13 protein-coding genes and 1 pseudogene are annotated in these 13,804 nt (G+C 29.7%); 5 read left to right on the forward strand and 9 right to left on the reverse strand.

From position 1 onward, the window contains the following. The first annotated feature begins 198 nt into the window (after positions 1-198). Together CF386_RS10535 and CF386_RS10540 are read left to right on the forward strand one after the other, a co-directional pair. The gene (locus CF386_RS10535; RefSeq protein ID WP_089074396.1) at positions 199-1,065 is read left to right on the forward strand and encodes a M14 family zinc carboxypeptidase; all 867 of its coding nucleotides are present in this window, start codon (positions 199-201) and stop codon (positions 1,063-1,065) included. Further along, a complete protein-coding gene (locus CF386_RS10540; protein ID WP_089074397.1) occupies positions 1,066-1,815 on the forward strand; it encodes an alpha/beta fold hydrolase in 750 nt (249 codons plus the stop codon). It abuts the gene before it with no gap. A 1-nt stretch (position 1,816) separates the two neighbouring features. On the opposite strand, the gene CF386_RS10545 is transcribed toward CF386_RS10540, so the two are convergent. Further along, the gene (locus tag CF386_RS10545) at positions 1,817-2,458 is read right to left on the reverse strand and encodes a hypothetical protein (protein WP_089074398.1); all 642 of its coding nucleotides are present in this window, start codon (positions 2,456-2,458) and stop codon (positions 1,817-1,819) included. Between the two features lie 161 nt (positions 2,459-2,619). Here CF386_RS10545 and CF386_RS10550 point away from each other — a divergent pair, with 161 nt between their 5' ends. After that, entirely contained in the window at positions 2,620-3,510 is an 891-nt protein-coding gene (locus CF386_RS10550) for a LysR family transcriptional regulator (protein WP_089074399.1), read from the forward strand. Between the two features lie 8 nt (positions 3,511-3,518). On the opposite strand, the gene CF386_RS10555 is transcribed toward CF386_RS10550, so the two are convergent. Beyond that, the gene (locus CF386_RS10555) at positions 3,519-4,202 is read right to left on the reverse strand and encodes an aspartate/glutamate racemase family protein (RefSeq protein WP_158522386.1); all 684 of its coding nucleotides are present in this window, start codon (positions 4,200-4,202) and stop codon (positions 3,519-3,521) included. Positions 4,203-4,362: 160 nt separating this feature from the next. Then, positions 4,363-4,953, reverse strand: a complete 591-nt coding sequence (locus CF386_RS10560; RefSeq protein ID WP_089074401.1) for a DUF502 domain-containing protein — start codon at positions 4,951-4,953, stop codon at positions 4,363-4,365. Positions 4,954-5,068: 115 nt separating this feature from the next. On the opposite strand from CF386_RS10560, the gene CF386_RS10565 reads away from it, so the two are divergent. Together CF386_RS10565 and CF386_RS12870 are read left to right on the forward strand one after the other, a co-directional pair. After that, complete coding sequence (locus CF386_RS10565) at positions 5,069-6,337, forward strand: AmpG family muropeptide MFS transporter (protein WP_089074402.1); 1,269 nt, start codon at positions 5,069-5,071, stop codon at positions 6,335-6,337. A gap of 24 nt (positions 6,338-6,361) precedes the next feature. Then, entirely contained in the window at positions 6,362-6,529 is a 168-nt protein-coding gene (locus CF386_RS12870; RefSeq protein ID WP_158522387.1) for a hypothetical protein, read from the forward strand. Here CF386_RS12870 and CF386_RS10570 read toward each other — a convergent pair. From CF386_RS10570 to arsB, 6 genes and pseudogenes are all read right to left on the reverse strand, one after another. Further along, on the reverse strand, positions 6,505-7,779 hold the full coding sequence (locus CF386_RS10570; RefSeq protein WP_158522388.1) for a VpsR-related response regulator: 1,275 nt from the start codon (positions 7,777-7,779) through the stop codon (positions 6,505-6,507). The two genes, CF386_RS12870 and CF386_RS10570, sit on opposite strands and share 25 nt — an antisense overlap. A 199-nt stretch (positions 7,780-7,978) precedes the next feature. Beyond that, complete coding sequence (metC, locus tag CF386_RS10575) at positions 7,979-9,163, reverse strand: cystathionine beta-lyase (RefSeq protein WP_089074404.1); 1,185 nt, start codon at positions 9,161-9,163, stop codon at positions 7,979-7,981. A 260-nt stretch (positions 9,164-9,423) separates the two neighbouring features. After that, the gene (secF, locus tag CF386_RS10580; protein WP_089074405.1) at positions 9,424-10,320 is read right to left on the reverse strand and encodes a protein translocase subunit SecF; all 897 of its coding nucleotides are present in this window, start codon (positions 10,318-10,320) and stop codon (positions 9,424-9,426) included. 11 nt (positions 10,321-10,331) lie between these two features. Further along, positions 10,332-12,146, reverse strand: a complete 1,815-nt coding sequence (gene secD / locus CF386_RS10585) for a protein translocase subunit SecD (protein WP_089074406.1) — start codon at positions 12,144-12,146, stop codon at positions 10,332-10,334. A 35-nt stretch (positions 12,147-12,181) separates the two neighbouring features. Further along, a complete protein-coding gene (locus CF386_RS10590) occupies positions 12,182-12,565 on the reverse strand; it encodes a hypothetical protein (protein WP_089074407.1) in 384 nt (127 codons plus the stop codon). A 102-nt stretch (positions 12,566-12,667) separates the two neighbouring features. Further along, a pseudogene (arsB, locus tag CF386_RS10595) lies at positions 12,668-13,680 on the reverse strand (ACR3 family arsenite efflux transporter). Between the last annotated feature and the right edge of the window lie 124 nt (positions 13,681-13,804).

A 13,804-nucleotide genomic window follows, 5' to 3' on the forward strand; every position in this document is an offset into this window, starting at 1 on the left:
AGTAACTGTAGCACTCGAGATAAAAATGAAATCATCTGATTACAAGAGATTGCCTGAGTTAAAACAGTGTGAGTTAATAAATACAAGGCTTAAATCTCTAAAAAAGAAAACCAATCTATTTTTTTTAAATCTCATATCCTCAACAATATTATTGCTGGAAATGTTAAATTACCTATTTATTCTTTTTCTATAGGAAGTATGTCTATTGATAGCCCGTCAATTACTTTTATTGGTGGGATACACGGCCTAGAAAGAATTGGTTGTCAATTAATTTTATCTTTTTTAAATGGACTGATCCAGAAATGTTATTGGAATTCAGTTCTTTTGGATAGTTTAAGAAAAATAACTATCAATTTTATCCCGATGGCAAATCCAGCGGGTATTTATTTTAAAAGAAGAGGTAACATCCACAATGTGGATTTAATGAGAAATGCCCCGATCGATAGTAAAGAAAAAACAGCTTGGTTAGTTGGAGGACACCGAATTTCAAGCTATCTCCCTTGGTATAGAGGAAAAAAAAATGTTATTGAAATTGAAAATGAAACAATAATAGATTACGTGAAAAAATATTTGTTTCCTCGCCCTTTCAACTTAATTCTCGATTGTCATTCGGGATTTGGTTTACACGATAGGATTTGGTTTCCATACGCTAAAAGTAAAAAATACCCCATATCAGACATAGGCAAACTTTTTTATTTACGTAAAATGTTTTTTTTAAGTCATCCACATCATAACTATATATTTGAACCACAGTCACAACATTATCTATGTCATGGTGATTTATGGGATTATTTATATGATTTATCTCAAAGTAGTAATAGAATAATACTTCCACTTACTTTAGAAATGGGCTCCTGGGCATGGATAAAGAAAAATCCATTGCAAATTTTCAATAGCTTGGGTTTTTTTCATCCTATTAAAAACCATAGAATAAAAAAAGTTATAAATAATCATAATATTCTTTTTAATTTTTTAATTGATATTGTAATGAACTATAGCAACTGGTATGAAAATAGTCATTTACCACTATATAGAAAAAAGGCAATGACAAAATGGTATAAATGAATGAAGGTAACATTAGTTCTCTTAAGAGGTTTAATGCGTGACAAACGACACTGGCGTAGCTTTATATTAGCATTAGAAAAACACAAACATTTTAATGTTTTTTGTATTGATTTACCTGGTACAGGAGAGCTTTCTCACATAAAATCACCTTCAAATATAGAAAGTTGTGCTAAGTATCTAAATAAAAATATTCCTCATTTTGGTATGCCCGTTTATATTATTGGTCTTTCAATGGGGGGAATGGTTGCATCAGAGTTTATGAAAATACAAAATAAAAATAGAATTTTTGGGATTTTTATCATTAATAGTAGTAATGGTGCATTTAATAAATTTTATCAAAGACTAAATTTTAAAAGTCTTTTATTAATACCTTTTTTTCTAATTCTAAGTGCTAAATATCAAGAAAAATTAATAGCTTATTTAACTTCTAATAATTCTAAAATTGTACAAAATGAAATTCAATATTGGTTTATTTATCGAAAACAAAGAAAAATCACGACCTTAAATTTTTTAAGACAGTTATATGCAAGTTCTCATTATAAACAATATTTAAAACCCTCAGAAAATATTGTTTTTATTGGCTCAAAAAAAGATCGCTTAGTTAATTTTAACTGTACAGAAAAATGGGCTAAAGCTTGGCAATCAAAATATTATATACATGAAACAGCTGGACATGATATTCCCTTAGATGATCCCATATGGTTAATTAAGATTTTACAATCAGAATACATCAGACTCAATAAAGATTAAATTAATGTGATTTTCTGTTTTTTAATTCAAGATTAATCAATTTAATTTGCTCAATAGATTCCTGAAATTTCTTGCAATTTTTGTCTTGTTCATTACTCCAAGAAACTTCTTTTTGATCTTTCTGACATTGCTCTTTATAAAATTTTGCTTGTGATACTAATTTAGTTAACCTCAAATTTAAACTTTTAGTGCTCTCGGATTCAATCTTCTCGAATAAGGAGACATTCATCACTTTAGTTTTCGTTGAGGTTTCTGTTGAAACTGGTTTAATAGCCTTTTTGGGTTGATTCTTTGTGTCTTTTGGTGCTTGGGGACAACTTGTTTGGGAAACTTGTTTTTTTAGCTCTTCTATTTTTTTTGTTAATTGTTCATTTTCATCTTTATAAGAAGATAAAGTAGATGAATCTTTTTTAAGCTCACTCAAAAGATTATTATTCATCAGCTCTAAGTTATTATATTTATCATTCAACTTTTTTCGATTTTCTATTAAATCATCTTTATCTTTTTGTAAAGATGCTATTTGTGCATTATATTTTTCTGAAATAGAATAGGATTTTTCAGATTTTATGAAAAACAAAATCAAAATACCGACAAAAATACCGAAGAAAAAAAACAACACATTACTCAGATTAAGCTTTTTCAAGTAAACTCCAAAATAAATAAATTTTCTACAATTTTATTAAACTTAATCTGTTTTATCAACTATTAAAAATGTTATGACTTAAATTTTACATTTAAGTTACTCATTGATTTGGATAGTAATTTAGCATAAAATTAACTTAAACGACTAAAGTTAGCCTTACCATGAAATTAGATGATTTAAATTTATTTAGAATAATTGTTGAAAATGGAACTTTTACAGCAGCTTCAAGAAAAACACAAATTCCAGTGGCAACCCTTACTAGACATATTCAAGCACTTGAAGATTCGCTCAATATCCGACTTTTAAATCGACATGCTCGAAAACTTACATTAACAGATGCAGGAACAAAGTTTTACAATGAGACCAGTCCATTGATCCATTTAGCTATTGAAACTGCTGAAAATATTGTTGATGAGTTTAAGGGCGCTGCTGGAAAGATTAGAATAGGGGCTTCAACAAATTTAGCAAATAATTTTCTTGAAGAATTATTATTTGAGTTTTTGAAGGAACATTCATCAATTTCAATTGACCTCCAAGTTTGTAATGACAACGAACAAATGGACGTGATGGATTGGGATGTGATGTTCACTACCGGTTCAATGAAAGACTCCTCATTAATCGCAAGGAAAATATTTACTTCTAAACTTATTATGGTTGCTAGTCCAAAATACCTAGAAAGCTCTAAACCAGTTAAAGAGCCTATTGATTTACATCAGCACCGACTACTTAAGCAAAAAAACAGAATTAGATGGTCTATTGAAAATAAGGATTTGAATCAACATGTTGTTATTGCCGGCAAACCAAGTTTCGTAAGTTCTGAAATGAATGCAATTAAATCAGCATGTCTTGACAATACCGGAATTGCATTGTTACCAGATAAGTTTTGTTATGAAAGCCTAATAAACAAACAGTTAATCCAAGTTTTGCCAGAATGGTCTCAAAATGATATTGAATCCTATATTGTTTATAATCACCGTGAAAATCAACCACAAAAACTTAAACTTTTCATTGATTTTGTTATTAGATATACTCAAAAACGCAAATTGGATTAGAGTAAGAACTAAATCTTTTCATCACCGATCGCAACTTTCACAGCTTCTTGAGCATGGACATAATTAATATTAATTATGTCCATTTCACTGTTAATTTTTTTAATACTATTTAATATTAAATTATCATTGGTGATGATTGTTTTCACATTTACAGCTAAACAGTTATTCACCATTTTTGATAAGATAGTATCGATTTCAAGTGTTGATAAGTCTTCCTTGAATAACTCACATCTTAAAACCTTTGGAATGATATGAGTCTTTATATTAAATTTTGATTGGAGCTGATTAAGATAATAACTATTTTCCATTAAATTCCTATCCCCTATAAAGCATACCTTCTTTACATTGATATGCTGTAGGTTGTTTGCTAATGCATCAACCAAACTTAAGACTGGAATATAAATAGATTTTTGAATTTTATTTTCAATTTTATGATTAACATCAGAACTTATAATTAAAAAGTCAGCACCACCTAATTCAATGAGTTTAGAAATACCAATTAAATAATCGATTGCTTCATCCCAAGAATCTTTCTCAATAATATTTGATAAATGTTCATAATCAATGGTTTGAATACATAACCTTGCTGAATGTTGGATGCCTACAGAGTTGACTACTTCAGTATTAATATTAGTATAGTATTCTAATGTATCTCTCCAATGCATGCCACCAAGAATACCTATTGTTTTCACAGCTTTTCTCATTTTTCATTAACATACTTAAATAATAGTTAAGTTATAATAAAACTAAAATTTGTTTTGGTATTAGTTATTAGTTTATGATATTTGTATAAATAAAAATTCACTAATTAATTGAATTTATTAGAAAAAAAAATTTTTATAAAAAATCTTATTAATGAGAATTATCATCTTTGTTCGGGTTGATTCCTGCTGTAAGGTTAAATTTCATTGCTTCTTCAAAAGACCATTCCAAAGGAATAAGGTCTTTTTTATCAACTAAAACAGTAATTCCAGCGATTTGATAACTTAGCTGATACAATACAGGCACAAGCTCTTTTTCCATATTTAGTGCATTGATTTGTTTTGGCGTTTCATCAGACATTAAAAAACCAACCATGTAAGTTCCATTAGACTGCCTTACTAAAACAGTTTGCCTTTGGTTATGTTCATCTTTATTATTAATCAGTGAGGTGAAATCTTTTATGCTATTGTAAACAATTTTAATTATAGGAAATTTTATAATTAAATGTTCAACTTTTGAATAACACCATAATATTGGGCTAAAAGAAAAAATCAAACCAAAAATTATCAATATGAATGAAGTTATTACGAACCCTTCTCCAGGAAAAAGTGAATGGATATGAATTGTCTTTAGCAACATTAAACCTACATTATTAAATGCAACAAAAATGGAATAAAGAATCCATATTAAAATTACCATTGGTAATAAATTAATTAACCCTGACCAAATTTTTTTTATCATACAAAATGCCCTACTTTTTAATTTCAACAATACAAAACTTTAGAAAAAATTTATATAGAATAATTTTATTACAAATGATATAAAAAGAATGAATTAAATTTAAAGGATTATTTTAATGATAACAAACGTTGAACCTAAAAGTACAAATAAAATTCAGATCATATTTAATAAAAAAATGCTTTCAATGTTACTTTTAGGTTTTTCATCAGGTATACCTCTTCAAGTTACAGGGAACAGTATTCTTCTATGGTTTTCCCAAAATGGTTTTTCTATAGAAAAAGTTGGATTTCTAATTTTATTATCATCACCGTATTCATACAAATTTTTATGGGCACCTTTTATAGATTATTTGAAGCTGCCTTTTCTAGATAAACGAAGAAGCTGGATTATATTAACTCAAATTTTATTGTTTTTAGGTTTCCTATCATTTGCCTTTTTAAATCCACAAATTTCACCTACGGTTATTATCATAATAGCGATTGGCGTAAGCTTTTTTTCTGCGACGCAAGATATAGCTATTGGCGCCTACCAAGTTGAAGTTTTAGATTCTAATCAAAGAGCTTTAGGGAGCTCCTTATACGTTTTAGGTTATAGAGTAGCTATGTGGGCCTCAGGAGCAGTATCATTAATAATTGCTGGCATCTATTCTTGGAAATTGGCTTTTTTATTTACAGCATTTTTAATGATTTTTGGAATAATTGGATTAATCATTGCTCCAGTCATAAAAAACAGTGAGGTGTTAGAAAGAAAAACATTTTTAAATTCTGTTTACTTACCATTTAAAGAGTTTTTAACTAGGGTTGATTACAAAACAGGATTAATCCTGCTTTTTATCATTATTACTTATAAACTATCCGATCAGATAGCTTTTGCTCTGAATACAATTTTTTTTACTAAAGGTTTAGGCTACAGCTTAGTTGAAATCGCTATTGCTTACAAGACAACCTCTCTATTTGCAAGTATTGCTGGAACTATAATTGGTGGTTTGTTGATGACAAAATATAGCTTATTTAGATGTTTCTTTACCTTCTGCATTCTGATGGCTATTGCTAATTTATTATACTATTCACTAGCATTAATGGATAAAAACATTTCCTATTTAACCTTTTGTGTTTTTATTGAATATTTTATTGGAGGCCTTGGAACTTCGGCTTTATTGGCAATGATATTAAGTTTATGTAATAAATCTTTATCCGCAACTCAAATGGCTTTGTTAACATCTATAGACTCAATTGGTAGAACTTCATTAGGTGGTTGGGTAGGTCTATTTGTTGCGAACTTTGGCTGGGCTAATTTATTTTTAATGAGCACATCAATAGGGCTGTTTATTAGTTTCATAATATTCATTTCCAAAAAATCAATAGAAAAAATGACGTTCAAATAATTTATAGAATGGAGGATTAGATTCATGGAAGATATAAATGTTTTCAATTTAACAAATGAAGACAACATAGTTAAGAATAACAATAAAACGAACCCAAATATTAAAGATAACATTCACATTGGCCTCGTTAAAGATTTATTTTATGAAGAGCTAATTATTATTAATAATTATGAGTCTAGGGATGTATCTTGATTTAAATTATGTTTTTGAAAAAGTCTATAAATAGTCGCTCTGGAAACCCCTAGTTCTCTGGCAGCACTCATGATTTTACCATTATGCCTTTCCATTGCTGAGCATAAAATCCACTTTTCTAAGTCATCTTTCGCCTGTTTTAAACACGCTCCTAAATTCGATGATGACTCTGAAAGATTTAAATCATGAGCATCAATAGAATTTTTGCTTGATGTAATGCTGACACTCTTAACTTTCTCATAAAGTTCTCTGACGTTTCCTGGCCACAGATATAAGGCCATATTTTTTTTTGCTTGCTCAGTAAAACTTGAGGGGATTGCATTGTATTTCTCTTTAAACTTTGCTAAAAAATATTCTGCTAATAAAAGACTATCTTGTCCTCTAGCTGTCAATGTTGGCACTTTGATTTCAATGAAACGGAATAAATTATATAGCCTCTCATTTAGAATGTTTGAAAATTTAAATGAGGATAAATCTTGTTTCGACGTAACAAATAGTCTTATTTTAGAATTTGAATATTGTTCTGTTAAATTAGATAAAAAATTGTAAACTTCATTTAATTGTTGATTTTCAAATTTATCAATATCATGAATCAAAATGTCTATTGATTCCTTAATATCAGCAAAATGATTTATATCATTTTTATCCATCAAAGAATCATGTTTAATATGAATTAATTGATTATGTTTAGTTTGCGCGATTTTGAAAGTTTCTAGGGCAAAAAAAACTTTCCCAACACCAGAATCCCCAGAAAAAAAAACATTTAAATCAGTATCTGAAATTCGGGAAATTAAGTTTTTTATCTTAAGTGTTGCCTGTGAGTTACCAATTATATGTGAATCTGAGTTGGTTTCTGATTCGGTATTGTTCTCTTTATTGCTTAGACTGATACAACCAATTTGATGTTTTATCATCAACTCCATATATTTGTATGGTATTGGGAGAGTAAAATAATCAATACAATATTCATATATGAACTTTGATATTTTTAAGTTTTTGGTCTGTGATTGGTTTAAAATTACAAGCCAACGAATACCATACCATTTTTTAGCTAACCTAGTAATTGATTGAATGCTAAAATGATCACGACTCAAATCAACTATACAGATGACCTTGGTACATATTTGGAACTGTTTTTCAAGTGCACGTAAGTCAGAATAATATTCGACGTTACATTTCAGGTAATTAACATCAGGTATTTTCAATTCATTTTTCTTACCTAATATAAAAATATTATTGAAATGATTCATATGTAACATCTCGTTACTCCATTCATTCAATTAATTTTTGTGGTCATTTAAAGATAGCATTAAAAAATAAAATTGATAAATTAATCTCAAAATTTGTAAAATTACTGCTCAATTTTGGATTATTTATTGGTAGATTAATACACTATGGCTTAAATTATGCTTATTATTTATATAAAATTCATAATAACCTAGTTATCATTTAGTTATAGGGTTTTGCTGTTTTATTCATGACATTAAAAGCGTTCTCTAAATCAGCTTCTAAATCTTTAATATTTTCTAAACCTATATGAAGTCTTATTAAATTATTTGGTATATATGATGAAGAGTTGACTCTAATTTTTGAAAAATCAGTAATGGGTAGAACCAAGCTTTCATACCCGCCCCATGAATAACCTATTTTAAAAAGACTTAATGCATCAACAAAAAAGTGAATTTTATCTTTATACTCATCCATTAATTCAAAACTAAATAATCCAGAAGAGCCACTAAAATATTTTACAAAGTTTTCGTGGCCTAAAGCACTCTTCAAAGCTGGGTGATAAACTTTTTTAACTTCTTTTCTTTTAGAAAGCCATTTTGCTATGATGAGCGCGCTTGCTTCGTGTTGTTTAAGCCTAACATGAAGAGTTCTTAAACCTCGCGCAGCTAGATAAACATCATCTGGCGAAACACAATTTCCCAATAAATATGCATGATGTTTTAACTTGTTCCAATGCTTTTTATTGGCAGAGGCAACACCCATCATAACATCAGAATGTCCAACAATATATTTTGTTGCTGAATGAATTGATATATCTATGCCAAAATCCAGAGGTTTAAAAAAAAGTGGCGTCGCCCATGTGTTATCTATCATGGTAATAAGTTTATATTTTTGTGCAACTTTAACTAATTTAGAAATATCTTGAATTTCCATTGTAAGTGATGATGGTGACTCTAAAAATAATAAAGTGGTATTTTCTTTTATGTAAGATTCGATATCATCTGAAACTAGAGATGGGTAATATGTTACAGAAACACCTAAGTTATTTAAGATGACATTACAAAAATCTCTAGTTGGTTCATAAACAGCATCTGGAAGAAGTATATGTTGTCCTGTTTTAACAAAAGATAAAATAGATTGCGTTATGGCTGAAGTCCCGCAAGGAAACAGAGTAGAGCCGCTTGCATTTTCTAATTCTCTAATTGCCTCTTGAAATGCAAAATGGGTATTTGTACCTCTACGGCCATAAAAAAGTTTATAATCATCCAAGTTTTTTGTTGTATCATTTTTTTCATTTACAGAGTCAAAAACAATGGTAGATGCTCTTGAAACTGGTACATTCACAAGACCTTGAGTCCATTTCTTATCTCGACCCGATGTAATGACTTTCGTGCTGTCTTTCATGATAGTGGATGTCCTTAAAATTATAAAACTCACATAAAATCAATATGATATATTGATTATAATTGAAATGGTTATTAATTCAACTCCCCAATAATTGTAACCTCTTATTGAGTAATTCTTTTAATAAAAATTTGTCATTTCATATAATAAAGTTCTATGAGTAAATGTTTGTACATCTATATCTTACTAAAAAATTTTACAGACAAAAAAGGCTTTCAATAATATGAAAGCCCTAATAAACGTATTGAAAGTTTATACAATTATGGATCAGCTGAAATTTCTTTAGGCATATAATGCACTGGCTTTAGCTTTAACAGCTCAGGGAGAGTCGTCCCCACAGAGATAGAAGACCAGGTCCCTGTTAAAACACCAACAAACATAGCTATAGCAAATCCATGCAAGCTACTCCCTCCCATAATCCATAAAGCAATAATTGTAATTAAGGTCGTACCAGATGTAACCATAGTCCTTGAAAAAGTTGCTATCACAGCTTCATTGTTTAAAATTTGAGTATCTCCTGTTGGATTTGCCCTCAATGTTTCACGCAATCTATCAGCAATAATAATGGAGTCATTTAAAGAGTACCCTAAAACGGCTAGAACAGCTGCTAATTCTGTTAAATTAAACTCCATCTGTGTAATTGCAAAGACACCAAAAACTAATATCACATCATGCGCAAGAGCAAGTAAAGATCCTGAAGCGAGACGCCACTCAAAACGATAGCTTAAATAAGCCATAATAAACAGCATACAAATAAGCCCAGCAATAAAGCCTTGTTGTTTCATTTCATCGCCAAAGGAGCTCCCAACAACTTGAGTCTGTATGATTTCAGTTGGACCAATATTATCACTTAAAATTTTAGCAAAATCAGGGGTTTTTTCTGTTGATGTAGGCTGATATCTAAAATTCCACTTTCCAGAAGAAGAGCCTTCTTGAACTCTAACTTCCTGGTCTAAAATCGGGTCAAGAACATCTTTTAGTTGCTCCGATGTCACAGAACTATTCGTTGAGATATCAACACTCATACCGCCAGTAAAGTCGATTCCCCAATTAATTCCTTTCATTCCTATGAAGACAAAAGACAATACCATTAACGCTATGGAGAAATAGCTAGTCAAATATCTACATTTTGTTGCTGTTTTCATATCTATTTTCATAAACGTTAATCCTATATTTTTATATCTCTTCTAGAATCTTTTCCCCACTTCAGGTTTATAATAGCCCTAGAAGTAAAAATCCCACTGAACATACTTGTCAAAATACCTAAACCTAATACTAAAGCAAAACCTTGAACTGGACCGTTACCTATTGCATACAAAACAACAGCAGTAATGAGTGTTGTAAAGTTGGAATCGAAAATAGTACCAAAAGCTGACTGGAAACCTCGGTCAATAGCTTGTGCTAGAGTTCGTCCCTCTCTCATATTATCTTTAATTCTTTCAAAAATAATAACATTGGTATCAACAGCCATACCGACCGTTAAAACTATTCCAGCTATACCAGGCATAGTTAAAATTGAGCCAGGCCATAAACCTATGAGCCCTATCAAGCATATTATATTCACAACAAGTGCTAAATTAGCAACCCAACCAAGCTTCCTATACCAAAGAAGCATAAAAACAAGTGTCATGACCATACCTAACACTAGCGCAGATAGACCATTTTTAATGTTTTCTGCTCCTAATTGCGGACCAATTGTTTTTTCTGAATCCACCAAAACTGGAGCTGATAAAGAACCTGCTCTCAACAGTAAAGCTAAATCTTGTGCTTCTTTAGGTGAATTAATTCCTGTTATTTGGAATCTGCTAGCAAAACGACCTGCAATATTTGCAACATTAATAATTCTCGTCTTTTTAACCATATTTCCTTTTGCATCGATTCCATAATCAACATAAGCAGTTGCCATAGGCTGACCAATATGATCTCTTGTAAACGCAGACATCGTATCACCGCCTTCAGAATCCAAGACTAGATTTACTTCTGGTTGTCCATTTTGTGAATAACCAGAGCTAGCCGACTGAATACTTGTACCGGTAATAACTGGTGTATTGCTTACTGTTACAGGTTGTTTGTCATTGTTATAGAGGACTTGACTATTTTCACTGCCATTTGGTACAACTTGATAAAAATATAGTGATGCAGTAGCTCCAATTATTTTTTTAGCATCTGAAGGGTCTTGGACACCAGGTAATTGTATTAAGATTCTACTAGTGCCTTGTATCTGAACATTAGCTTCAGTAATACCCAATTGATTAATACGATCTCTCATAATTGTTAAATTTTGTTTAACAACCTTTTCAGTCATACTTTTTTGAGCATTTGGCATTAATGAAATATTTAATGTATTATCAGGTAAATTTTTAACACTCCATTCAGGATAATTCTTTGCCATCATTTCTTGAACAGCAACTTCTGCTTCAGGTACTTGATACTGTAACGTAAATGAGGTTGGAGATTCAGTTTTTGTTCTTACATTTAAACCTTCTTTATTTAAAGTCTGCTCTAAATCATTTCCTAAACGTTCGCTTTTTTCTTTAAATACGGAATTCATATCAACTCTTAAAAGAAACTCAACCCCACCTTTGAGATCAAGTCCAAGTTTTATCGGATCAAAACCCATATCTAAAAGCCATTTGGGAGCTGCTGGAACGGATGCCAGGGCAACACGATTTTCACCATATTCTTTAGCAAGAATAGATTTGGCTTTAGTCTGTTCATCTCTATTTCTTAAAACGACAGTGATAGTATCACCAGTATCTGTTATTTTGGTTGAATCTATACCATCTGATTTCAGTTGATTTTGAATCTTTAAGATCGGGATATTTGAATTTCCATTTTCTTTAATTTGAACTGCATCATCAAAAGAATAAACATTTGGTAAAGCACTAAAGAACATTATAATGACGACGGCCACTACAATTAGATATTTCCATGCAGGATAATGGTTTATCCTTATTATGTTTTTTTGTATTTTTTTACTCATTTCATTTTCCAAAAATATTTAATTTTAAATTTTTTTTACAATCTTTTTTCTATATAACTGTGATTATGTAGGATGTGTGTAAAGAGCGTTGAAAATGATATTGTGTCGAATAAACTTTTTTTAATTTGATAAAAGCCAAGATCTTTAGATGTTAAACTTTGATTACATCTTTTTGAAAGACCTTTCAAAGTCATTATCTCAACAAGTGAATAATGGTTTAAAAAATTAGAATTATGGACATTTTCATTATTTTTAATACTTAAATATTGTCCTTCGAAAGAACTCTCTGTTTTAAGGTACAGATTTGGCTGAGAATTATTTAATGATTGCTTAACTGGTTTTACTTTATTAAATAATCTTAATGCAGCAGCTTCATTACTAACATAGATAAAAATAAAGAAAAAAAATAAATAACGCAACCTTATAATCCCTGAATATTAAAAAGGTTTATAATATGCATTATTTAATTTTCAATCAAGTGAAATTGATTGATAAAATCAAAGTTAAATATTTTTTTAGTTTTAATTTAGTTTTTTAACTACATTCACTAAGAAAATCAAAACAGGAACCTCTATAAGTGGTCCAATAACTGTTGCAAATGCTTGAGGCGAGTTAATTCCAAAAACGGCTATAGCTATAGCAAGAGCTAATTCAAAATTATTTCCCGCAGCTGTAAAAGCAATGGAAATATTTTTTTCTCTCTTTATCCTCAAAAGTTGTCCTAGACCATAACTCAGAAAAAACATAATAAAAAATATAAAATTAACGGAATTGCAATTAATATAATATCAATGGGTGTTTGAGTGATTGCCCTACCTTGAAGAGCAAACATTAAAATAATTGTATAAATTAATGCTAACGGTGCTAAAGGTGACACTAATGGAATTATAAATTCGTTGAGCCACTTTTCATTTTTAAATATTAGGGAAAAATATCTTGTCATACCAGCAAGAATTAATGGAATACCAAGAAATATTACAACATTTTTAAAAACCAATACTAGTGAGATATTTATATCCACTCCTAAAAAACCCATTTTTGATGGTAAATAGCTGATAAAAAACCATGCATATCCACTATAGAAAAAAATTTGGAAAACACTATTCACTGCTACCAAAGTAGCACCCCACTCTTTATTACCATCAGCTAAATCATTCCATACCAATACCATTGCAATGCATCGAGCAATACCAACTAATATTAATCCGACCATAAACCCTGGATAATCTCTTAAAAATGTAATTGCAAGTAAAAACATTAATATGGGACTAACAACCCAATTTAATACTAATGATAATGACATCGATTTCTTATCTTTTATCACTTTTTTTGTAAGAGAATACCTAACTTTCACTAGTGGAGGATAAATCATTAATATTAAACCAATGGCTATTGGGATGTTAATATTTCCGAAACTAAATTTATTCACCATAATATCTAAATGACTTACGTTATTTCCAAGGGTAATACCAACTATAATAGAAATAACAATCCAAATAGTTAGGTATTTTTCAAAAAAGTTTAATGATTTCATTTTAATAGTCTCTCATATATGTTTTTTCATATACATGATACATATGAAAAAACATATATGTCAAGATTAAAATATTTGGACGCTCTATATGGAAAATTTTTAAATTTAATAAAATTAAAAATTA

This window comes from Paraphotobacterium marinum (assembly GCF_002216855.1).
GTDB classification, from domain to species: Bacteria; Pseudomonadota; Gammaproteobacteria; order Enterobacterales; family Vibrionaceae; genus Paraphotobacterium; species Paraphotobacterium marinum.